The sequence below is a fragment of the Vibrio sp. TRT 29B02 genome (assembly GCF_050113655.1).
Classification (GTDB): domain Bacteria; phylum Pseudomonadota; class Gammaproteobacteria; order Enterobacterales; family Vibrionaceae; genus Vibrio.
The window spans coordinates 1-22,426 of sequence record NZ_JBNJOJ010000050.1 but is presented as its reverse complement, the minus strand read 5'-3'; the positions used below and the strand labels follow the sequence as shown (position 1 = coordinate 22,426).

At 45.4% G+C, this 22,426-nt stretch carries 24 protein-coding genes and 6 tRNA genes; 5 read left to right on the top strand and 25 right to left on the bottom strand.

The features are described 5' to 3' along the window. The 10 genes from ACQEXT_RS20705 to mutY form a co-directional block, all read right to left on the bottom strand. A tRNA-Thr gene (locus ACQEXT_RS20705) sits at window positions 1-76 on the bottom strand. 65 nt (window positions 77-141) lie between these two features. After that, a tRNA-Phe gene (locus ACQEXT_RS20700) sits at window positions 142-217 on the bottom strand. A 221-nt stretch (window positions 218-438) separates the two neighbouring features. Beyond that, a complete protein-coding gene (locus tag ACQEXT_RS20695) occupies window positions 439-2,064 on the bottom strand; it encodes a methyl-accepting chemotaxis protein (RefSeq protein WP_331428131.1) in 1,626 nt (541 codons plus the stop codon). 300 nt (window positions 2,065-2,364) lie between these two features. Continuing rightward, a tRNA-Asn gene (locus ACQEXT_RS20690) sits at window positions 2,365-2,440 on the bottom strand. 41 nt (window positions 2,441-2,481) lie between these two features. Next, a tRNA-Phe gene (locus ACQEXT_RS20685) sits at window positions 2,482-2,557 on the bottom strand. Between the two features lie 7 nt (window positions 2,558-2,564). Then, window positions 2,565-2,640: transfer RNA gene (locus tag ACQEXT_RS20680), tRNA-Thr, on the bottom strand. Between the two features lie 65 nt (window positions 2,641-2,705). Then, window positions 2,706-2,781 (bottom strand) — tRNA-Phe (locus ACQEXT_RS20675). A 103-nt stretch (window positions 2,782-2,884) separates the two neighbouring features. Next, window positions 2,885-4,021 (bottom strand): membrane-bound lytic murein transglycosylase MltC, encoded by a 1,137-nt coding sequence (mltC, locus tag ACQEXT_RS20670; RefSeq protein WP_331418039.1) that lies wholly within the window; start codon window positions 4,019-4,021, stop codon window positions 2,885-2,887. 70 nt (window positions 4,022-4,091) lie between these two features. Further along, window positions 4,092-4,364 carry an oxidative damage protection protein gene (locus ACQEXT_RS20665; RefSeq protein WP_138971437.1) on the bottom strand — a complete coding sequence of 91 codons (273 nt, stop codon included), beginning with the start codon at window positions 4,362-4,364 and terminating at the stop codon, window positions 4,092-4,094. A gap of 20 nt (window positions 4,365-4,384) precedes the next feature. Continuing rightward, window positions 4,385-5,440 carry an A/G-specific adenine glycosylase gene (mutY, locus tag ACQEXT_RS20660; RefSeq protein ID WP_426953378.1) on the bottom strand — a complete coding sequence of 352 codons (1,056 nt, stop codon included), beginning with the start codon at window positions 5,438-5,440 and terminating at the stop codon, window positions 4,385-4,387. Window positions 5,441-5,610: 170 nt separating this feature from the next. Between mutY and trmB the strand changes: the two genes are divergently transcribed. Both trmB and glsB read left to right on the top strand, forming a co-directional pair. Next, window positions 5,611-6,330 carry a tRNA (guanosine(46)-N7)-methyltransferase TrmB gene (gene trmB, locus ACQEXT_RS20655; protein WP_269378546.1) on the top strand — a complete coding sequence of 240 codons (720 nt, stop codon included), beginning with the start codon at window positions 5,611-5,613 and terminating at the stop codon, window positions 6,328-6,330. Between the two features lie 134 nt (window positions 6,331-6,464). Further along, window positions 6,465-7,385 (top strand): glutaminase B, encoded by a 921-nt coding sequence (gene glsB, locus ACQEXT_RS20650; protein WP_138971440.1) that lies wholly within the window; start codon window positions 6,465-6,467, stop codon window positions 7,383-7,385. Window positions 7,386-7,631: 246 nt separating this feature from the next. On the opposite strand, the gene hemW is transcribed toward glsB, so the two are convergent. The 7 genes from hemW to ACQEXT_RS20615 are packed head-to-tail and all read right to left on the bottom strand — an operon-like array spanning window position 7,632 to window position 12,404. Next, window positions 7,632-8,807 (bottom strand): radical SAM family heme chaperone HemW, encoded by a 1,176-nt coding sequence (gene hemW / locus ACQEXT_RS20645; RefSeq protein ID WP_426953377.1) that lies wholly within the window; start codon window positions 8,805-8,807, stop codon window positions 7,632-7,634. Window positions 8,808-8,831: 24 nt separating this feature from the next. Beyond that, the gene (locus ACQEXT_RS20640; RefSeq protein WP_426953375.1) at window positions 8,832-9,431 is read right to left on the bottom strand and encodes an XTP/dITP diphosphatase; all 600 of its coding nucleotides are present in this window, start codon (window positions 9,429-9,431) and stop codon (window positions 8,832-8,834) included. Between the two features lie 44 nt (window positions 9,432-9,475). Further along, window positions 9,476-9,907, bottom strand: coding sequence for a DUF4426 domain-containing protein (locus ACQEXT_RS20635; RefSeq protein ID WP_331418043.1), 432 nt, complete (start codon window positions 9,905-9,907; stop codon window positions 9,476-9,478). 51 nt (window positions 9,908-9,958) lie between these two features. Beyond that, window positions 9,959-10,249, bottom strand: coding sequence for a DUF167 family protein YggU (gene yggU, locus ACQEXT_RS20630; RefSeq protein ID WP_138970665.1), 291 nt, complete (start codon window positions 10,247-10,249; stop codon window positions 9,959-9,961). Continuing rightward, window positions 10,249-10,806: a YggT family protein gene (locus tag ACQEXT_RS20625; protein ID WP_138970666.1), complete on the bottom strand. Its 558-nt coding sequence runs from the start codon at window positions 10,804-10,806 to the stop codon at window positions 10,249-10,251. Before ACQEXT_RS20625 ends, yggU begins: the two co-directional genes overlap by 1 nt. Window positions 10,807-10,844: 38 nt before the next feature. Next, window positions 10,845-11,663: a pyrroline-5-carboxylate reductase gene (gene proC / locus ACQEXT_RS20620; RefSeq protein ID WP_426953373.1), complete on the bottom strand. Its 819-nt coding sequence runs from the start codon at window positions 11,661-11,663 to the stop codon at window positions 10,845-10,847. 24 nt (window positions 11,664-11,687) lie between these two features. Continuing rightward, window positions 11,688-12,404 (bottom strand): YggS family pyridoxal phosphate-dependent enzyme, encoded by a 717-nt coding sequence (locus tag ACQEXT_RS20615; RefSeq protein WP_426953372.1) that lies wholly within the window; start codon window positions 12,402-12,404, stop codon window positions 11,688-11,690. Between the two features lie 25 nt (window positions 12,405-12,429). Between ACQEXT_RS20615 and ACQEXT_RS20610 the strand changes: the two genes are divergently transcribed. Both ACQEXT_RS20610 and ACQEXT_RS20605 read left to right on the top strand, forming a co-directional pair. Continuing rightward, on the top strand, window positions 12,430-13,467 hold the full coding sequence (locus ACQEXT_RS20610; RefSeq protein WP_138970669.1) for a type IV pilus twitching motility protein PilT: 1,038 nt from the start codon (window positions 12,430-12,432) through the stop codon (window positions 13,465-13,467). 15 nt (window positions 13,468-13,482) lie between these two features. Then, window positions 13,483-14,589 (top strand): PilT/PilU family type 4a pilus ATPase, encoded by a 1,107-nt coding sequence (locus ACQEXT_RS20605; RefSeq protein ID WP_426953371.1) that lies wholly within the window; start codon window positions 13,483-13,485, stop codon window positions 14,587-14,589. Between the two features lie 21 nt (window positions 14,590-14,610). On the opposite strand, the gene ruvX is transcribed toward ACQEXT_RS20605, so the two are convergent. From ruvX to metK, 8 genes are all read right to left on the bottom strand, one after another. Next, window positions 14,611-15,033, bottom strand: coding sequence for a Holliday junction resolvase RuvX (gene ruvX / locus ACQEXT_RS20600; protein WP_138970671.1), 423 nt, complete (start codon window positions 15,031-15,033; stop codon window positions 14,611-14,613). Window positions 15,034-15,053: 20 nt separating this feature from the next. Further along, the gene (locus ACQEXT_RS20595) at window positions 15,054-15,617 is read right to left on the bottom strand and encodes a YqgE/AlgH family protein (protein ID WP_269378558.1); all 564 of its coding nucleotides are present in this window, start codon (window positions 15,615-15,617) and stop codon (window positions 15,054-15,056) included. Between the two features lie 48 nt (window positions 15,618-15,665). Then, window positions 15,666-16,613, bottom strand: coding sequence for a glutathione synthase (gene gshB, locus ACQEXT_RS20590; RefSeq protein WP_331418048.1), 948 nt, complete (start codon window positions 16,611-16,613; stop codon window positions 15,666-15,668). 13 nt (window positions 16,614-16,626) lie between these two features. Beyond that, the gene (gene rsmE / locus ACQEXT_RS20585) at window positions 16,627-17,358 is read right to left on the bottom strand and encodes a 16S rRNA (uracil(1498)-N(3))-methyltransferase (protein ID WP_426953379.1); all 732 of its coding nucleotides are present in this window, start codon (window positions 17,356-17,358) and stop codon (window positions 16,627-16,629) included. A 115-nt stretch (window positions 17,359-17,473) separates the two neighbouring features. Continuing rightward, complete coding sequence (endA, locus tag ACQEXT_RS20580; protein ID WP_426953370.1) at window positions 17,474-18,175, bottom strand: deoxyribonuclease I; 702 nt, start codon at window positions 18,173-18,175, stop codon at window positions 17,474-17,476. Window positions 18,176-18,254: 79 nt separating this feature from the next. Next, window positions 18,255-18,752 (bottom strand): SprT family zinc-dependent metalloprotease, encoded by a 498-nt coding sequence (locus ACQEXT_RS20575; RefSeq protein ID WP_331418050.1) that lies wholly within the window; start codon window positions 18,750-18,752, stop codon window positions 18,255-18,257. Between the two features lie 69 nt (window positions 18,753-18,821). Beyond that, complete coding sequence (locus ACQEXT_RS20570; RefSeq protein WP_331418051.1) at window positions 18,822-19,619, bottom strand: DUF2189 domain-containing protein; 798 nt, start codon at window positions 19,617-19,619, stop codon at window positions 18,822-18,824. 274 nt (window positions 19,620-19,893) lie between these two features. Continuing rightward, window positions 19,894-21,048, bottom strand: a complete 1,155-nt coding sequence (metK, locus tag ACQEXT_RS20565; RefSeq protein ID WP_269378563.1) for a methionine adenosyltransferase — start codon at window positions 21,046-21,048, stop codon at window positions 19,894-19,896. A gap of 319 nt (window positions 21,049-21,367) precedes the next feature. Between metK and ACQEXT_RS20560 the strand changes: the two genes are divergently transcribed. Beyond that, window positions 21,368-22,426: thiamine pyrophosphate-dependent enzyme (locus tag ACQEXT_RS20560; RefSeq protein WP_426953368.1), on the top strand; the 1,059-nt coding region annotated here is incomplete at its 3' end.

Sequence of the window (22,426 nt, the reverse complement as noted above, 5' to 3'; positions counted from 1 at the left end):
TGGTGCCGACTACCGGAATCGAACTGGTGACCTACTGATTACAAGTCAGTTGCTCTACCTACTGAGCTAAGTCGGCACACTGTATTCTTTATGCTTTTGTCCGTGTTGTCACTTTCGTTAAGACACCAACAAATCAAATTGTGGTGCCCGGAGGCGGAATCGAACCACCGACACGAGGATTTTCAATCCTCTGCTCTACCGACTGAGCTATCCGGGCGACGAGGTGTATTAAAATGCTTTTCGTGCTTTAGGTCAACATGAAAATGCAAAAAAAATATCGTTTGTTGTTTTTCTATACTTAATGGGCTGTTTTTATCCATTTTGGATAAGAAATGTATAGAGAGCAAAAGGCGTTATCGTAAAAATCGACCGGAATAGTGAGGGGTAAAGAACAAAAAAGCACGCGAAGAGGCGTGCTTTTTGTTGCTCCAACGGTTTTTAGTGCTTAACAGTAAACTTACTTACCCAATTTTCTAGTTCATTGGCTAATTGAGCTAGGCTTTGTGTGCTGTTGTGACTCTCTGTCACTACGCTACTTAGCTGATTGCCGCTATCTTCAATCATATTGATACGTTGAGAAATATCGTCACTCACTTGGGTCTGTTCTGCCGCGGCAGTTGCAATTTGATGACTCATTTCGGTAATAGACTCCAGAGCGACAACGATCTGTTGCAAAGCCGCAGAGGCATTTTGAGATTCTTCAACGGTGCTTTCACTGGTTTCCGCACAGACTTCCATGGTGCTAATGGCATTGCGCGAGCCTTGCTGAAGGTTATTAATCATCAGTTGGATCTCTTTGGTACTGTCTTGAGTTCGTCCTGCTAAGTTACGTACCTCATCGGCAACGACTGCAAAGCCTCGGCCTTGTTCACCCGCTCGTGCCGCTTCAATGGCTGCGTTCAGTGCCAGCAAGTTTGTTTGTTCTGCAATATCACCGATTACATCTAAGACTTTAACAATATTATTAACGTCGCTGTCTAAATCAGCGACTGCTTTGCTCGCGGTACCCAACTGGCTAGCTAAGCCTTGGATGTTATCTACGGTGTTGTGAATCAGTTGTTGAGTATGCTGGCTTTGTTTATCTGCCTCTTCAGTATTACGCGCTGTATCACTTGCCGAGTCAGCAACGTTGTTTGCCGAAGAGGCCATTTCAGTCATTGCTGTTGCAATCATGGCGGTCGATTGTTGCTGAGAATCGGTTAATTGAGCGATGGTCGCAGAACGGCTTTCTACGCTCGCTAGCTCATTACGAAGCGCATGCATAGATCCGTCTAGGTTGCTGACCAATTGCGCTAGTGACTGACTCATTTGCTGAACCGCTTCGTAGATACTTCCTGGAGCGGCCTTAGAAGCGAACGACGTTTGAATGGTACCATTGGCGACTTCTTGCACGGCTTTACGTACTTCTTGAGGTTCACCGCCTAATAGCGTGAGCATACGACGAATTGAGAACACCAATACGGCTAAAATAGCCCCCGCAATGATCAAACAGAGAACTAACTGCCATTGTGCCGTTGCCCAGAATCGAGCGTTGACCTCATTGAAACCTATCCCTGTGCCAACAACCCATCCCCATTTAGGGGTCTTTTGTGCAATAGAAAGTTTACTTTCAATGCTGCCATCGGCCTGTTTTTGCGTCCAAGTGTATTCAACGATCTGGCCTGTTTTACGACCTAAAACGTCTTGAATAAGTTGTCCGACACTATTGCCGTTACCATCTTTGAAATCATGGAAGCTGGTACCATGTAGCTGAGGGTCTAATGGTGTTGCTACAAACGTCATATTTTCATCGGCGACATAAACGTATTCATTATCTTTGTAGATATTGTTTCTCAATAGGCGAGTGGCAATGGCTTTGGCTTGCTGCTCTTCTAATGTGCCGTCAACGACCATTTTCTCCACTTCGCTTAGTATGCTGTAGGCACTTTTAAATAGCTCAGTAACTCGTTGCTTGTTATCAAAGTTGCTGGCAACACGCAGAGTCCATAACCCAGTAGCCGTTAAAGCGAGTAGAGCAATCAGGATAATTCCTGATAATAAATAAGCTTGTGTCTTTAGTTTCATATAATTGCTCACAAATTGATCATTCTGAAATTTAAAAGGGACAATTAGGTGTAGTTTATTTGTCTTGTCATCTTATTGTAGAACAGATTAAATATTTATCTGCTAGGGGATTGAATATATTTTGTACCTAAAAAAAAGTCACTAAAATTGATAACTCTGGTGTATTCAAATGTGGCAAGTGAGAACAAGTTAAAGATTTGGTTGCAGTAACCGGATAGCGTGGGTGAGGTATAGCGTGGAAATAGAAGTTGGCGCGCTAGAAATGAAAAAAGCCAAGTCTTTCGACTTGGCTTCTTAAAGTGGCTCCTCCTGCTGGGCTCGAACCAGCGACCTGCGGATTAACAGTCCGTCGCTCTACCAACTGAGCTAAGGAGGAACTATTCTGTTTGTGTCTTACTGCGTAAGTACACCAAAGAATGGTGCCTCGAGGCGGAATCGAACCACCGACACGAGGATTTTCAATCCTCTGCTCTACCGACTGAGCTATCGAGGCAAAAGAATGGTGCCGACTACCGGAATCGAACTGGTGACCTACTGATTACAAGTCAGTTGCTCTACCTACTGAGCTAAGTCGGCACACTGTATTCTTTATGCTTTTGTCCGTGTTGTCACTTTCGTTAAGACACCAACAAATCAAATTGTGGTGCCCGGAGGCGGAATCGAACCACCGACACGAGGATTTTCAATCCTCTGCTCTACCGACTGAGCTATCCGGGCGACGGAGCGCTATTAAACGGATTTTCGCTCTTGCCGTCAACTTGTTTTTAGAAAAAAATTCAAAAAAGTGGTTAAGTGCCGATTATTTAGCCGTTTTTAATGATTATGTTTTACCTGAGTTAAAATCCTTTTTGAATTTGGTAACTTTTTCTAAGTAACGACGTGCTTCGGCGTTAGGGTGCTTTTTCGTCAGCGCCCAATAAACCTGATTGGGTTGCAATGAGTTGAGGTCGTTCATCGCACGTTTGCGGTCATTACGGTTGAAAGTGTTCAATACACCACCAGTACCACCGTTGTAAGCTGAAATCATGCTGTACTCCAACGAAGTTGGATGGTTCACGTCTTTCAAGTAACGATTTTTCAGGATGTAGAAGTAGGCAGTCCCAGTATCAATATTGTTTTCTGGGTTAAACAAGTACTCGGGTGTCGGCTCTCCTGAGCGTTTTTTGACTAACTTAAATACGTCTCGCCCTGCTGTTTTTGGTACGACTTGCATTAAACCATAAGCGTTTGCCCAGCTTACGGCATAGGGGTTGAAGCTACTTTCTGTTTTGATGATGGCGTAAATTAGGTCTTCAGGTATGTCGTACTTGCGGGATGCTCGTTGAACGATGTCTGCATATTTGTAGCTACGAATTTCAAACTGTTCCGCTACCATCGGAATTTCGACGTAATAGGCTTTCTTAAAATCTACGTCTTTGACTTTCAGTTTGTTGGCGATCAGATAATCTGCGAATCGATTAGCACGCCATGACCACTGAATAGGCTTGTTATCTTGGTCAACAACTTGTTGATAAAGAAATGGTTGGCCTTCCAAAGTGATTTCTTTAGAGGAAAAAAGGTCGACGTTTGAGGGATCATCTGGTGTCAGCAAAGTCGTGATGATGGCATTTTTTAGATGTGCCTTAGGATCCGTAGGAGAGACGGTTTCGATAGTAATCAAGCCTTTATCGAAGTTTACTTCTGAACGACTAAGATAGTTATCTATGTATTTTACGTAGTTACTTTTGCCCGCAAATTTAATTTCGTTGCGTCCCCAACGCTTTTCGATGTTGCCCGAAAAGCTGTTGATCAGTGCATCAAGTGCCGCTGTGTCTTTTTCAAACTGACCGGGTAGCTGAGCGAGATTTTTGGCAAAACGGTTCGTCGGTTCATAGTTCACATCATACAGGTTTTCAACAAACTCTCGGCTGCAACCTGTTAATGACATCGCGAGAAAAAAATACGCTAACTTCTTCATATATCTCCTAAAAAAATGACATCACTGCTGGCAATGATGTCATTTTTCCGTATCTCAATTCAGGCTAGGGTTACTCGCTAGGCGGAGTGTAGCCTTCAATATGGACTTCTTTACCTTCAAACAGGAAGTTAACCATTTCAGTTTCGATTAACTTACGGTGTTCAGGATCCATCATATTGAGTTTTTTTTCATTGATCAGCATGGTCTGTTTGTGTTGCCACTGTGCCCAAGCTTCTTTAGAAATATTATCAAAAATACGCTTTCCTAGTTCACCCGGATAAAGCTGAAAATCAAGACCATCAGCTTCTTTTTGTAGTCGAGCACAAAATACAGTGCGGCTCATAACGACTCCTTAAAATATGATTAACTTTGAAGTTCAAAAGGCAAGCTTTCCAGTAATTGCTTAACTGGCGCGGCTAAACCGATCTCTTCAGGTTGCGATAAGTTATACCAAAGACCTTTGCTTCCTTCCATTACCACATTGGGTTGCTTTGATAGGTCTACCAAAATTGGTGTGATATCGAGATGATAATGGCTAAAGGTATGGCGGAATGCGATCAACTGAGTCTGGTCTTTGATTGTATTCTCAGTAACATTACGTATATCAAGCTGATGGACGATATTGTCATCTTCAGCTTCAGGAAAACAGAACAACCCACCCCAAATTCCAGATTGAGGGCGTTGTTCCAGCCACACATGATTGTTGTGGTGTAGCATGACAAACCACGTTTCTTTAAACGGTTTCTCTTTTTTAGGCTTCTTACCTGGATAGTCGAGTGGATTACCCTGTTTGTTGGCAAGGCAGAAAGACTCGATAGGGCAGAGGGTACATTTTGGCTTACTGCGTGTACAGACCATCGCCCCCATATCCATCATCGCTTGGTTGTATTTGTCGACATCAACTGAGGGGGTGTGTTGTTCTGCATATTGCCACAATTGATTCTCAACATTTTTCTGTCCCGGCCATCCTTCTACCGCAAAGCTCCGAGCTAAAGTTCGCTTAACATTGCCATCCAAAATAGCATGTGGTTGCTTGTAAACGGAAGAGAGTATGGCGGCAGCAGTGGAGCGTCCAATTCCAGGTAATGCGTTCATCTCTTCAATGTTTAGTGGGAACTCTCCACCATATTGCTCGGTAACGACTTTTGCTGCTTTATGGAGGTTTCGTGCTCTGGCGTAGTAACCAAGTCCTGTCCACAGGTGTAAGACTTCATCTTGTTCCGCATTCGCGAGATCTACTACGGTTGGAAAGCGTTGCAGAAAACGTTGGTAATAGGGGATCACAGTGGCAACTTGGGTCTGTTGCAACATGATTTCAGACAGCCAAACGCTATAGGCGCTTTTGTTTTGCTGCCAAGGTAGGCTCTTACGTCCATAGTTTTCATACCATTCGAGGATGGCGCTGGCGAAAGGGGTCACGACTTGCTCTGTTTATTTTGTTATCTAATCTTGCAAAATTGCACCATAGTTTATGGGTAAAGTACAACCGATAAACTGTGTGGAATTAGCTAAAAAACTTGCACCAGTGGCAATTCTTTGGATAATCACAATCCCTTTGAGTCGAGACCAATTTTTAGACAGGCAAAATCATGAGTGAAGTGACCACTAACGAGTACAACGAAGACGGTAAATTGATACGCAAAATTCGCAGCTTTGTTCGACGCGAAGGTCGTCTGACCAAGGGTCAAGAAAACGCGATGAATGAGTGTTGGCCAGCAATGGGTATAGATTACCAAAATGAACTTCTTGATTGGAAAGAGGTGTTTGGTAACGACAACCCTGTTGTTCTTGAAATTGGTTTTGGTATGGGGGCATCGCTGGTTGAAATGGCGAAAAATGCACCTGAGAAAAACTTTATCGGTATCGAAGTACATAGCCCAGGTGTTGGTGCTTGTTTGTCAGATGCGCGTGAAGCGGGTATCACTAACCTACGTGTTATGTGTCATGACGCGGTAGAAGTGTTTGCTAACATGATTCCAGATAGCAGCCTCGCCACTCTTCAACTGTTCTTCCCAGATCCGTGGCACAAAAAGCGTCACCACAAGCGCCGTATCGTTCAGCTAGATTTCGCTGAAATGGTTCGTCAAAAGCTGATTGAAGGCGAAGGTATTTTCCATATGGCAACTGACTGGGAAAACTACGCAGAGCATATGATTGAAGTGATGAACCAAGCGCCTGGTTTTGAAAACATCGCTCAAGATGGTGATTATATTCCACGTCCGGATGAGCGCCCGCTAACAAAATTTGAAGCACGTGGTCATCGCTTAGGCCATGGCGTTTGGGATATTAAGTACAAACGCGTAAAATAATTGTCCAACGTTATTGGCTGGTTAAGACGGCCAATCGCGCTGACGTGAAGAGATTTAAAAAGCCAACATTGATGTGTTGGCTTTTTTGACCCTATAAGAAAATAATAATAACTAATTGATTTTAAAGGTTACTGATGAAACCGACACAAGAAATCTTAATAGAAATCCTCGCTGAGGTTCGCCCTCTTATTGGGCAAGGTAAAGTCGCTGATTATATTCCCGCATTGGCGAAAGTGCCTGCGTCTAAGCTAGGTATTGCTGTATTTACCAATCAAGGTGAAGTGATTAAAGCGGGGGATGCCGATGAGGCATTCTCAATTCAATCCATCTCTAAAGCGCTGAGTTTAACCTTGGCAATGTGCTTATATAAGCCAGAGGAAATTTGGGCAAGAGTCGGTAAAGAGCCTTCAGGTCAGGCATTTAACTCGCTGATTCAGTTGGAAATGGAACAGGGTATTCCACGTAACCCCTTTATCAATGCGGGCGCAATTGTTGTCGCGGATTTGCTGAATAGCCGTCTCTCTGCACCTCGCCAGCGTTTGCTTGAGTTTGTTCGTCAGTTATCAGGCGATACACTTATCTGTTATGACAAGGTGGTAGCCGCCTCTGAGATGATGCACAGTGACCGTAATGCGGCTATCGCTTATCTCATGCGTTCTTTTGGTAATTTTGAGAACGATGTTATTCCGGTGCTCAATAACTACTTCCACGCCTGTGCACTCAAGATGAGCTGTGTCGATCTGGCCAAAACCTTCAGCTACCTAGCGAATAAGGGCTCATCAGTTCAAACTGGCAAACCAGTGATTACGCCAACTCAAACTAAGCAGTTGAATGCCTTGTTGGCTACCTGTGGTTTGTATGATGGTGCGGGTGAGTTTGCCTACCGAGTCGGTATGCCGGGTAAGTCTGGTGTAGGAGGCGGTATTATGGCAGTTGTGCCAGGAGAAATGACCATTGCAGTTTGGTCGCCTGAGCTAGATCCGTCTGGCAACTCGTTAGCAGGTACCAAAGCGCTGGAACTATTAGCAGAGCGTATTGGGCGATCGATATTTTAGAACGGACTCCGTCCTTCGAGATGCTAGAACGCTTTGCTCCGAGAATCGAGTTCGGGCTGCGCCCTTCAAGAGGAGCTTGTGGTGAGCGAGTCGAAAGTTGCAGGCTGTGCTGGCTAAGATTTAATTTTAATTGTCTGATTTTTAAAGGAAAGGGTTGGTGCTGTGTGCCAACCCTTCAAAATTTTGTCGCTTCTCGCTTCTCGCTTCTCGCTTCTCGCTTCTCGCTTCTCGCTTCTCGCTACTCGCTTACTCTTCCGCCATAAACGCTTCAAGTAAGTCATTCAAAAATAACTTTCCTTTCTCCGTTATCTGCCAGTGAGTGCTTGTCTCTGTGAGATAGCCTAGTCCAATCGCCCAGTTAATCGTCTCATCAATCGCCTCGAAACCAAGCCCTGTGGTGTCGAGAAAATCCTGTTTCGGACATGCTTCGATTAGGCGGAATCGATTCATAAAGAATTCGAAGGGGCGATCTTGTTCACAGACCTCCGTTTCGTCACTCAAGTAAGGTTTGACCATATTGTCATACGCCGCTAGATAGCCTCGCGGATGTTTGACTTTTGTGGTTCTAATAATGCGACCATCACTAAAGCTTATCTTTCCGTGAGAGCCACAACCAATACCAAGATAATCACCAAAACGCCAATAGTTGAGGTTATGCTGGCATTGATAACCAGGTTTACTGTAGCCGGAAATCTCGTACTGAACGTAGCCTGCTTCGGCTAACTTTTGATGTCCCAACTCAAAAATATCCCACAAGTCATCGTCATCGGGCAAGGTAGGCTGCTTGTAGTAGAACATGGTGTTAGGTTCTATGGTTAGCTGGTACCAAGATAAATGAGGAGGATCGAGTTCGATCGCTTTATCGAGATCGGCCAGAGCTTGATTGACAGACTGATCCGGTAATCCGTGCATGAGATCGAGGTTAAAGCTACTAAGACCGATTTGATGCGCCAGCTTAGCGGCATTGACCGCTTCATCCTTCCCATGAATTCGACCTAGCTTCTCAAGTTTTTGCTGCTCGAAGCTTTGCACACCGATGGAGATACGTGTTACTCCCGCTTTTCTATAGCCAGCAAAACGCTCCGCCTCAATCGTGCCAGGGTTGGCTTCCATGGTGATTTCTATGTCCGGTTTGAAAGGGATACGAGCTTCAATTCCTGATAGAAGTGCAGCAATACCTTGTGCCGATATCAGACTAGGAGTACCGCCACCGATAAAGATCGAGTGTAGCGGTCGCGGGTTATCATTGATCTGGTAACGCTCAATATCTGTGTCTAAATCTTGTAGCAGTGCTGCGATGTATTCATTTTCTGGGATCTCAGCCTTTAGAGCGTGAGAGTTAAAATCACAGTACGGGCACTTTTGTACACACCAGGGGATGTGTACATAAAGACTTAGTGCTGGTGGGATAAGTTTGCTCATTGTCTATCGTTGACTGAGTAGTGATTAAAGCGGTTGTTCAGATAGAGTCGCGAACAACTGTTTGAGCGCTTTTCCGCGATGTGAAAGCTGTTTTTTACGTGCAGGTTCTAACTCAGCAGAAGCGCAGTTGTCTTCTGGTACGAAAAAGATCGGGTCATAACCGAAGCCATTTTCGCCGCGAGCTTCAGTGAGAATTCGTCCCTCCCACTTGCCGTGACAAACGATAGGAGTTGGATCGTTTGCATGGCGCATTAACACGAGCACACAATGGAAACGAGCACTGCGCTGTTCTTCTGGCACCTCTTTCATTGCGTCGAGCAGCTTCTCAAGGTTTTGTTGGTCACTTGCACCTTCGCCAGCATAGCGAGCGGAGTAGATACCAGGGGCACCTTTGAGGGCGTCTACTTCTAAACCTGAATCATCAGCAATGGCAGCAAGACCGGTTTCTTTTGCCGCGTGGCGTGCCTTGATGATCGCATTCTCGATAAATGTGGTGCCAGTTTCAGCAACTTCAGAAACGTTGAATTCGCTTTGGGCTAACACTTCAAAACCAAAATCAGACAGTAGGTCTGCCATTTCGCGAACCTTACCTTGATTACCTGTCGCTAATACAATCTTGCTCATTGGATTCTGTCTCTTTGATGAACGAGAGTCATGCCGTTTGGCCATTACTCTTCTACGTAAAATTTCTGGGTGAACTTTAATCTTCCTGTGCCCTTAATGCCAGCATTAACATCCAAATCGAATGTCAGTTGTTCCTCTTGTGAAATAGGAAACTCCGCTAAGTAGTAAATAGCGTCGCCTTCCTGCACTTCGCGAAAGTTGAGCTGGCGAGTCTGGCCTAACAGGTTTTTGCTGGTACCGGTGATTTGAGCGGTAATGGCGGGTTTTCCTGCTTGCGAATTGTCTAACACACTGATGTTAAGGATCGCAGAATAGGCGTTACGTTTGAGCTTGTAATTCCTGGCAACCTGCGCCGTTAAAAAAGTAGAGTTGAAGGCAGAGTAGTGTACCTCAACATCTTTGATGGTTTTGAACTGACCTGCCCAGCTTGGTACAGCAAACAAGCTGATGAGTGCGAGTGTGATCCATTTCTTCATTGGGCTTCCTTCTTAAATTCGTTTCATTGACGAGTGATAAATAAAAAGCCATCAGATGATGGCTTGTACCTCATTGGGTATTTGTATTGGAGAACTGACCCTGACTTGTTTATGTCGGCCAAGTTCGCCTTTTTCTATGGTGATGAGTCCTTTGGCTACCTTGAACTGCTTTGCAAGGTACTTGCTCAGGTGAGCATTGGCTTTCCCATCCACCGGAGGTGCGGTTATTGCTACCTTGATCTCTTCACCATGTTGCCCAACGATCTTGTCTCTGCTTGCCTTGGGTTGGATGTAAAGGCGAAGAATCAGATCCTCGCCGTCAAACCAAGCTGCTTGTGACATTATAGCTGATACCAGATTGGGCCAATAAGGTCGCCCATCAGAAAGTTAGCGAATTGTAGAGCAATAAAAAGTACTAACACACTCAAGTCAAAACCACCCATCGCTGGGATAACGCGACGGATAGGTGCGAGCATAGGTTCAGTAAGCTGATGGAACACGTATTCGATAGGACTGCGACCTTGACTCACCCAACTTAGGATAGCGCGGATTAATAGCACCCAGAAAAGTAGGCCACCCGCTGCTTTAATCAGTGACAATAGACCTAGGAATAGGAAGTCTGCACTGAAGGATACTGAGCCATTCGAAGCGATCAGAACCAGTGCGACGAATTTCAATACGCACAGTAGGTAGGCGAACAGAATTGTTGCTAAGTCTAGGCTGCCCGCAGATGGGATCATTCGACGTAGTGGAGCAATAACAGGCTGAGTTGCTTTTACAATGAATTGTGAAAACGGGTTGTAGAAGTCTGCGCGGGCAGCTTGCAACCAGATACGTAAGATCACCACCATGATGTAGAGATCAAACAGGGTGGAAATCAGAAAACTCATTGAATTCATAGGTGACCCTTATTTTCTAGAGCGTTGTGCTCTGGTAATTAAAACAGTTTTTCCATCTCTTCAGCGCGAGCAACGGCCGCCTGCATAGCTTTCGCTACTATATCTGAAAGTTGATGCTGATTGAATGTTCTTAGGGCTTCAGCCGTTGTGCCCCCTTTGGATGTCACGTTTTCACGTAGAATGGACAGTTCTGTGTCTGGGTTTTCAACGACCATGCTTGCCGCACCGAGCGCTGATTGTTGCACGAGCAGACGAGCTGTCTCTTTATCAAAACCTTGAGCGATGGCTTCTGCCTGCATGGCTTCCATAAACAAGAAAAAGTATGCAGGCGCACTTCCAGCAGCAGCAATGACGTTATTGATGCCAGATTCTTGCTCAACCCAACACACTTTGCCTACCGCTTGCATTAACTCAGCAGCAAAAGCTTTGTCTAGCGCTGTTACGTGTTCAGGAGCAAACAGGCCACTCATTCCTAGTCCCAATTGTGATGGTGTATTGGGCATGACACGAACGATATTCAATGGACAACCGAGCATTTCGTTTAGACGTGAACACTGGATACCAGCCGCAATTGAAATCACCAACTTTCCTGAGAAGTCGATGCTTTGCAGTGGGCGGCAAACCTCTTCCATCATCTGAGGTTTAACCGACAGTACAATGACCTCTGCTTGTTGTGCCGCTGAGAAATTGTCGCTGGTGGTCTGGATACCATAACTTTGCTCTAATGGTAAGCGACGTGTCTCAGATGGGGCTGTTGCTGTGATAAGTTCTGCTGGGTAACCATCTGCGATTAAGCCAGACACAATGGCTTTAACCATATTGCCTGCGCCGATAAAGGCAATCTTCTTGTGTTCCATTAGTCTTTGTATCCTTTCAACAATTTATGCTTTGTTACTGTAATCGCGAGCACCAAAGATAGCGGTACCGATACGAACCATGGTGCTACCTGCTTCGATAGCGGCTTCCATATCACCACTCATGCCCATCGACAAGGTATCGATGTTTTGATCAGGAAAATGATGCGCGAGTTTCTCTTTGAGCGTTGCTAATTGAGTAAATGCCGCCAGTTGTGACTCATAGTCTGAAACATTAGCAGGGATTGACATCAATCCTCTTAAAGTGAGGTTCGGAAGCTGAGAAATCAACTCAGCAAGAGCAAAGATTTCATCGTCGTCAATGCCGGACTTTGATGCTTCGCCACTGGTATTTACTTGAATCAGAACCTGAATCGGCTCGAGGCCTTCTGGACGCTGATCGTTGAGACGTTGAGCTATCTTAGTTCTATCGACGGTATGTACCCAGTCAAAGCTTTCTGCAACATGGCGCGACTTATTGGACTGTATTGGGCCAATAAAGTGCCATTCTAAGTTCAGTTCAGGGTGATGATGAGTGAAGTGGGCGACTTTATTTGCCCCTTCTTGGACGTAGTTCTCTCCAAATGCGACTTGCCCAGCTTGAGCAGCTTCAAGGATAGCTTCGACAGGCTTAGTCTTGCTGACGGCGAGAAGTTGCACTGAGTCCCGACCGCGTCCACACTTTTGTTGTGCGACCTCAATCTGTGAGGTGATCTGTTCAATATTTTGTTGAATACTAGTCATAGCAGATTTTACTTAAGGATTTTAAATGGATATCGCTGAATTACTGGATTTTAGTGTAAAGCATAATGCTTCAGATCTACATCTTTCTGCTGGAGTATCTCCAATGGTAAGGATAGATGGTGAAGTAAGAAAGCTTGGCGTACCAGCTTTTAATCATGCGGATGTGCATCGATTGATATTTGATGTGATGAACGACGCTCAAAGAAGCGAGTTTGAAGAGCGACTCGAAGTCGACTTTTCGTTCGAGTTACCTGACGTTGGGCGATTTCGTGTCAATGCGTTCAATCAGGCTCGAGGCTGTGCAGCGGTGTTCCGTACCATCCCTATGACGATTCCGACCTTAGAACAGTTAGACACTCCGCCCATCTTTGAAAAAATTGCCAATATGGAAAAAGGGTTGGTATTGGTGACTGGGCCAACGGGCTCTGGAAAATCGACCACGCTCGCAGCGATGGTGGACTACATTAACCGTCACCACAACAAGCATATCCTCACGATTGAAGACCCGATTGAATTTGTTCACAGCAACAACAAATGCTTAGTCAATCAGCGTGAAGTCCACCGTGACACACACAATTTTAGTAACGCTTTACGCAGTGCTTTACGCGAAGACCCAGATGTTATTCTGGTCGGGGAGTTACGAGATAAAGAGACGATCAGTTTAGCGCTAACTGCGGCCGAAACCGGTCATTTGGTGTTTGGGACTCTGCACACTAGCTCGGCGGCAAAAACCATTGACCGCATTATTGATGTATTCCCTGGTAGCGATAAAGAAATGGTGCGCTCAATGCTCTCTGAATCATTGCGAGCGGTTATTGCACAAAAACTGCTGAAACGTATTGGTGGCGGGCGTACAGCTTGCCATGAAATCATGATGGCGACACCTGCAATTCGCAACCTTATTCGTGAGGATAAAGTCGCACAGATGTTGTCTGTGATTCAAACCGGAGCTGCTCATGGCATGCAGACCATGGAGCAGAATGCCAAACAGTTGATAGCACAAGGCTTGGTTGAGCCAGATGAAGTTGCTAAGAAAATAGAACTTGAAACGTCTATGTTCTGATTGAGTGGAAACGGTATGGATATTGATGTTTTTTTAGAGCAGATGATCGATCAAAAGTCGTCAGATCTCTATATTACGGTTGGGGCTCCGGTTCTTTATCGTGTGGATGGTGAGCTGCGTCCCCAAGGTGATAAACTTTCACATGCGGTGGTGAGTTCCTTGCTTGAAAGTATGATGGATAGAGAGCGCCAGCATGAGTTTCATGCTAGTAAAGAGGCTAACTTTGCTATCGTCCGTCACTTTGGACGATTCCGTGTGTCGGCTTTCTATCAGCGAGAGCTGCCCGGCGCCGTTATTCGCCGGATTGAAACAAGGATTCCCACCTTTGAGGAACTCAAACTTCCTGAAGTATTGAGAGAACTGGCTACCGCTAAGAGGGGACTAGTTCTAGTCGTTGGGGCGACGGGGTCGGGTAAATCGACCACCATGGCGGCGATGACTGGCTATCGCAATATTCATCAGTCGGGGCATATTTTAACGGTTGAAGACCCGATTGAGTTTGTTCACGAGCATCAGCGCTGCATTGTGACTCAACGTGAAGTCGGTTTAGATACAGAAAGCTATGAAGTTGCATTGAAGAATTCGTTGCGTCAGGCTCCTGATATGATTCTGATTGGAGAAATACGTTCGCGTGAAACAATGGAATACGCAATGACATTTGCTGAGACAGGCCATCTCTGTATGGCGACTCTGCATGCCAATAACGCCAATCAGGCTCTTGAACGCATTTTACATTTGGTACCCAAAGAGCAAAAAGAACAATTCCTGTTCGATTTGTCGATGAATCTTCGTGGTGTGATTGGTCAGCAACTGATTCGAGATAAAAATGGTCAGGGTCGTCATGGTGTCTTTGAAGTGTTGCTCAATAGTCCAAGAGTTTCTGATCTTATTCGACGTGGCGACTTGCATGAGTTAAAAGCAACAATGGCTAAGTCGAATGAGGTGGGGATGCAAACCTTTGATCAGGCACTGTATAAGTTAGTAACCGAGAATCAAATTAGCGAGGAAGATGCACTTTATAGTGCAGATTCGGCCAATGATCTCAGAATCATGCTTAAAACGCAGCGTGGCAATGGTTCAAGTGGCAGTGCGTTGAGTAATGTTAAGATTGATATGGATTAGGGGCGAGAAGAACGCTTCTCGCTACCCGTATTGCGCCTCAAACCAGCTTTCAAGAATGACGACCGCTGACTGGCAGTCGACATTCCCTTTGCTTAGTGCTTTGTAGCCACCCATTTCGAACAAGTCTGCGCGTGCTTCCATGGTTGATAAGCGTTCGTCATGCAGTTCGACGGCTAAGCCAAAACGACCATGTAGGCGGTTAGCAAACTTCTTCGCTCTTGGCGTAATGGTTTCAAGATCTTTGCCATGCAGGTCGGTAGGCAAACCCACCACTAGTAGATCCGGTTGCCACTCTTTGATTTGCTTTTCGATGTCATCCCAATTTGGGATTCCATCATTAGCTTTAAAAGCTTTCAACGGAGAAGCGGTACCCGTAATTTCCTGTCCTATCGCACTACCAATACTTTTAGTGCCAAAGTCAAATGCCATAATTGTTCTAGACATGTTTCTCTTCGTTATTGTTGTTACGCGTGGCCAATATCACTAGAAAGTTGGGCGACATCAATACCAAGCATCTGTACTGCCTTTTGCCAGCGTTCATTGATTGGAGTATCGAACATCACATTGGGATCCGCCTCAACCGTTAACCATGAGTTCTCTGACAGCTCTATCTCTAGCTGACCAGCTTCCCAGCCAGAATAGCCTAATGCGACGAGATAATGGTGAGGTTCAGCTTCTGTCCCGAGTACACCAAGAATATCACGAGATGTAGTGACGGAGATTTTATCCGTCATCTTGATGCTGGATTCATATTCGTCTTTAGGCTGGTGGAGTATAAAACCACGATCTTCCGAGACTGGGCCACCGTTGAGTACAGGCTTGTCTAAGCTGTCGGTTAAGAGTTTCGGATGAATTGACTCGACATCGACTTTCTCTAACATTTTGCCGATGGTGATGTCGATAGGAGCATTAATCATTAAACCCATCGCCCCATCTTCGTTGTGTTCGCAAACGTAAATCACGCTGCGCTGGAAGTAGGGATCTTTCATGCCCGGCATTGCCACTAAAAAATGGTTGGTTAAATTCATAAACACTCCCACTTAAATATGGGCAACCCTATAGGTTGCCCTAACAGTTTAGGCGTTTAGTCGACGTTCAATGGCGTCCATGAGTTTGCCAGTGATCGACACATCAAATGCCGCTTCGATTTCACGAATACAAGTTGGGCTAGTTACGTTTATCTCTGTTAGCTTGTCACCGATGACGTCTAAGCCAACAAATATCAGCCCTTTTTCTTTAAGTGTAGGCGCTACAGCTTCAGCTATCTTTTTATCTGTCTCACTAAGTGGTCTCGCTTCACCTGTTCCGCCCGCTGCCAAGTTGCCACGTGTTTCACCTTTCGCAGGAATACGTGCCAAACAATAAGGCATTGGCTCGCCATCTACGACTAGGATGCGCTTGTCACCGTTGCTGATATCAGGAACGAATGTTTGTGCCATTGCGTAGTTTTGACCGTGGTTGGTCAAGGTTTCAATGATGACGGATACGTTTGGATCATTCTCTTTGACGCGGAAGATAGACGCGCCACCCATGCCGTCTAGAGGTTTTAAGATCACGTCGCCATGCTGTTCACGGAACGCTTTAATTCTTTCTGCTTTTCGAGTCACTATTGTGGTTGGAGTAAGTTCTGGGAACCATGCAGTGAACAGTTTTTCGTTACAATCACGCAGGCTTTGTGGCTTGTTTACGATCAGGGTGCCTTGCTCTTCTGCACGCTCTAAAATATAGGTTGCGTAGATGTACTCAGTGTCAAATGGAGGATCTTTACGCATGAGAACGACATCGAGCTCGGATAACTCGATGGTTTGCTCAGATTTAAACTCGTACCAACCTGTTGGATCTTCTTTAAGTTCTACGATCTTGGTATCTGCGATCGCAACACCTTGTTCAAGGTGAAGATCGTTCATTTCCATGTAATGGATCTGATAGCCGCGGCGCTGCGCTTCAAGCATCATGGCAAAGCTAGAGTCTTTTTTGATGTTAATGGACGAAATAGGGTCCATCACAATACCTAATTTGATCATTGTCTTTCTCCGTTTAACCAAGATCGCCGAAACGAACTTGCAAGGCTGTAATTGCCGTAAGGGCTGCTGTCTCAGTACGTAAAACACGTGGGCCGAGCAGCGTCTCTTCGAAATTGTACTTTTCCGTCATGCCGATTTCTTCAGCGGATAAACCACCTTCAGGACCAATCAGTAGACGCACTTTTTCTACAGGCGTAGGTAAAGTATTAATCGAGTACTTGGCGCGTGGATGTAGGTTGAGTTTTAAGCCGTCATACTCTTCACCACACCATTCCTCAAGCTGCATGACAGGGCGAATCTCTGGTACTGTATTTCGACCACATTGCTCACACGCACTGATTGCTATTTTTTGCCATTGAGCGAGTTTCTTCTCAAAGCGTTTTTGATCGAGTTTCACGCCACAGCGCTCAGATATTAGGGGAGTAATGGTGTTCACACCTAGCTCAACAGACTTTTGAATGGTGAACTCCATCTTATCACCACGAGAGATGACTTGACCTAAGTGGAGATCTAATGGTGATTCACTGCTACGCTCAATACGTTCAGTGACGTCTACTTCCACGGATTTTTTGCTCACATCACTGATGAGTGCCGGAAACTCTGCGCCACTCCCGTCAAACAGCAACACTTGCTGACCTTCCTTCATTCTCAGCACTCGACCGATATGACCAGCTGCTTCTTCACTTAGTAACAAACGTCCAAGCTGAGTTATGGTTTGTGGGTGATAAATTCGTGGGATTCGCATTGTATTTCGACTTCCGGCAACAGATTTTGAGTTAACTTCTAACATGGATGCTTTGCATTGAAAAAACAAGGGGCAAGCAGAGTTTCCAGTGCTTTACTGAAAACTCTAAAGGTATTTAACGCGCTTGGCAGGCTTCGTAAACAAACGGATTGTGATTGCCTTGAATTTTGTCGATGCGTCTATCTCGTTCACACTCCCACTTGTCTACTGGAAACTGCTTATTCCAAGCATTCATAAGATTACGTTGCTGCTTGGACAAATTGAATCCATATTCTTGGCTCATATAGAGATAGGTTCTTGCGATGGCGCCTTTGGCACGATCTGGGGGCATTGCTTTACGTTCCTTGAAATTGACCTGCATTTCACATTGGCCATAGGTGACTCCATCGATACCATTCCACTGGCTGAAATTGAAATTGGATCGATCACCGTTCACCTCTCCTATGGCTGGCGTAAGGTTGTGGAGGTCAGCTTCCATCTGACGAAACTGTTTGTCATTCTTGGAACAATTTTTCCTTCCGCCGTTTTGCCAACATTGGAGTTGGTGACCAAATTGCCAGGCAGGCACAACATGCTCCCATTCGATACGTGAGGCACGTTGTTGCTGTTTGCGAACTTTGTAGCCACACGACTCTAAGTCAGGGATGCCTTTCTTTCCCTTCCAATCAATGTTACACCCGCAGTAGAAACTCGTTGGGTGATCGGAGTAAATTTTAACGGCTTCTTTCTTTGCTTGGCTGAACGAAGCGGGCGGAGCAGCTTGAGATAGGGGGCTTAAAATCATTGCCGCAAGAGCGATGAGCAGATGTTTTTGCATGATAGTTAAGTGTTAGAAAAGCATTAGAAACTGGAGTCTAACACGCAACTCTGCATTAAATAATTGATAAATTTCGAATTTAGAAAAGTTGTTTGCCCGTGTAGGCAAGCGTTTGATGGCACTGCTGACAGCGATAGCTTGCTTGTTGTCTCAAAACCTTATTGTGACGACGAATCGTTAACGGGTACAAGGAGCACTGACAGCGATATTCGAACGTTTTTCCTTGAACCGAGATAGTTTCGAAACGGTGTGTTGTCCGAGCGGGTATTTTAAACACAGACTCCATGACTGCTTGCCACTCTTTTCCATGAGGACGGACTCGCCCATACACTTGATAGGTGACTAAGTGGGCAACTTCATGGGGAATGACTTCTGCAAAGAAGGCGTGTTTGTTCTCTCTAAAAAGGACTGGATTGAGGCGAATTTCATTGAGTTGTAGAAATGCTTTACCGGCAGCTTTTCCTCTGAGTTTAAAGTTAAGGCTGGGGATGGAGAAACGACGCTCAAAGGCTTGTTGTGCTGTATCTATGCATTCCGCAATCACCTTGTTTGCTCGATATTCTAATTCTATGTCCAAGCCACACTCCCAAAAAAATCGCCCCATAAACAGGGGCGAATGATATACCGGAACAGCATGAAGTGCGACCTAAGGGTGATGTTTCTTTTTGATCGTTTCATGGTAGGCATGCCAAGTACCATAACCAAGAATTGGCATGGTAAAGAGCATTCCAATACCGTAAGTGGCAAAACCAACCAAAATACCGCCACAGATCAGTGCGGCCCAGACGATCATCGCGGGAATGTTCGATTTGACGGCATTAAAGCTAGTGAACACAGCAGTCATCATATCGACTCGGCGTTCCATCATTAGTGGAATAGAAAACGCTGAAATACTAAAGACGATACTCGCTAGAACAAAACCGACCAAAGAGCCTATAACGAGAAATGGCATAAACTCACTTAAAGGCGCACCCTGAACCGATGGGTAAAGAGCATGAAGCAGTGCTGCGATACGCATCCAGAAAATCATACAAACCGCGAGTAACACTGCAAAGGCCCATTGTGAACTTGAGTTACGTCCAATGGCTTTCATTGAGTGCATCAAACTGGCGCTATGGCCTCTCTCTCTTTCCCAGCTAGCATCATACAATCCAAGCGCAAGGAATGGACCAATTAACATATAGACGACTAAGCTCGGCATGACGACAAGGTGAGTTCCTTGCCATTGCACAAGTAATACAATACCGATGGCGGCAGCCATAAAGCATAAGCCATAAAAGGCACTAATAAGCGGCATTCGGACGAAGTCATGTAGACCGAGTGCGAGCCAGTGGAATGGGGCAGATATGCTTACCTGATTGCAAGGGATTGTGCGAGCATATTCCGCATCTGAGACTTCCTTTCGTTTATCGTTGAAGTCCTGTGGATTCACCGTACGAGGCATACATCCTCCTTGATCGATTCTCTACGTTGACTAAATTCGTTGGCAAATTTAGCGTTTGATACTCGATGCCCGGCTTGCCGACGTCTGTGATGTAAGCGGCGCATCAGTCTATGTTAACCATCAGTACAATACTGAATTCGAGGTGTTAACATATTTTTAACTATTGACCCCATGACAAAAAAATACAACGTTGAGAAGCGATTTTTATTGGTAATAAAAAAGGCCTCTGGTTGTCCAGAGGCCTCGATGTATCAGCTAAGTGATTGTCACTAAATTACTTTAATCCAGCGAACTCACGTAGAATTGCTGCTTTGTCAGTCGCTTCCCAAGGGAACTCTTCACGACCGAAGTGACCGTATGCCGCCGTCTTCTTATAGATTGGTTGAAGTAGGTTAAGCATTTCTTGTAGACCGTATGGGCGTAGGTCGAAGTGCTGACGAACTGCTTCAATGATGATTTCTTGAGAAACTTTTTCAGTACCAAAAGTTTCAACCATGATAGACGTTGGATCTGCAACACCAATCGCGTAAGACAATTGGATTTCACAACGATCAGCAAGACCTGCCGCTACGATGTTTTTCGCAACATAACGAGCTGCGTAAGCCGCAGAACGGTCTACTTTTGATGGATCTTTACCAGAGAATGCACCACCACCGTGACGCGCTGCGCCGCCGTATGTATCAACGATGATCTTACGACCAGTCAGACCACAGTCACCCATAGGACCACCGATAACAAAACGACCTGTTGGGTTGATGAAGAACTTGGTCTCTTTGTTGATCCACTCTGTAGGTAGTACTGGCTTGATGATCTCTTCCATTACTGCTTCACGTAGGTCTGGAGTTGAGATTGTGTCACAGTGCTGAGTAGAAAGAACAACCGCATCGATACCAACGATTTTGCCTTCATCGTACTGGAAAGTAACCTGAGATTTCGCATCTGGGCGCAACCAAGGTAGAGTACCGTTCTTACGTACTTCAGCTTGTTTTTGCACAAGACGGTGAGAGTAAGTAATTGGTGCTGGCATTAGGATTTCAGTTTCGTTAGTTGCGTAACCGAACATAATACCTTGGTCACCCGCACCTTGCTCTTTAGGATCTGCTTTATCAACACCTTGGTTGATATCTGGTGACTGTTTACCGATCGTATTTAGAACTGCACAAGAGTTAGCATCAAAGCCCATGTCTGAGTGAACGTAGCCGATTTCACGAACAGTTTGGCGAGTGAGCTCTTCGATATCTACCCATGCAGATGTCGTGATTTCACCACCAACCATTACCATGCCGGTTTTTACATAAGTTTCACACGCAACACGTGCTTTTGGATCTTGTTCTAGAATCGCATCAAGGACTGCATCAGAAATCTGGTCTGCAATTTTATCTGGATGGCCTTCTGATACTGACTCAGAAGTGAACAGGTGCTTAGCCATGTGAGCTCCATTTCTATTATTAATTGAGCAGAAGGGAAGTCTTCTACAAAAAATTATTAGTACAAACTGTAGGTGTTTCTACATCTAGACGTCTATTTTAGTTTTGACCGTTCGAATTACAAGCTCTTTTTTTCTTAGAAGCAAAACTAAACGTTTGCGTTGCTAATATGAAGATTGCGTGCTTCCTCTATGAAGTTAGACCAAAAGATAGAATATTTGTGAATAAACTGGCTGGAAAACGTTTGCAGAGCTAACAGTGCTTTGAGAGAATTGTCGCCCACTTACATTTATGATTCGCTTAATGCACTCAGGAGCTGACATGTCTTCTCGTCAACATCTCGCTAACGCAATCCGCGCTCTAAGCATGGATGGTGTACAACAAGCTAACTCTGGCCACCCAGGCGCACCTATGGGTATGGCTGATATCGCTGAAGTTCTTTGGCGTTCACACCTAAATCACAACCCAGCTAACCCAGAATGGGCAGATCGCGACCGTTTTGTACTTTCTAACGGCCACGGCTCTATGCTGATTTACTCGCTGCTACACCTTTCTGGTTACGAGCTGTCTATCGACGATCTGAAGAACTTCCGTCAGCTACATTCAAAAACTCCGGGCCACCCAGAGTACGGTTATGCGCCTGGTGTTGAAACAACAACGGGTCCTCTAGGTCAAGGTATCACTAATGCGGTTGGTATGGCGCTGGCTGAGAAAACGCTTGCTGCACAATTCAACAAACAAGGCCACGACATCGTTGATCACTTCACTTATGCATTTATGGGTGATGGCTGTCTGATGGAGGGTATCTCACACGAAGCATGTTCTCTCGCGGGCACGTTAGGTCTTGGCAAGCTAATCGCTTTCTGGGATGACAATGGTATCTCTATCGATGGTCACGTTGAAGGTTGGTTCTCTGACGATACACCTAAGCGTTTTGAAGCGTACGGCTGGCATGTAATCCCAGCAGTTGACGGTCACGATCCTGAAGCGATCAATGCGGCCATCATTGCAGCAAAAGCTGACCCTCGCCCTACGCTAATCTGTACTAAAACTATCATCGGTTTTGGTTCACCTAACAAGTCTGGTTCACACGACTGTCACGGCGCACCACTAGGCGCTGAAGAAATTGCCGCGACTCGTAAGCAACTTGGTTGGGAGCACGGTCCGTTCGAAATCCCTGCGGATGTCTATGCTCAGTGGGATGCTAAAGCGGCAGGCGCAGAAAAAGAAGCTGCGTGGAATGCTAAGTTTGACGCGTACGCAGCAGCTTACCCTGCGGAAGCCGCAGAGCTTAAGCGTCGTCTAAACGGTGAACTGCCAGCAGAGTGGGAAGAGAAAGCCAACGCGATCATCGCTGATCTACAAGCTAACCCAGCCAAC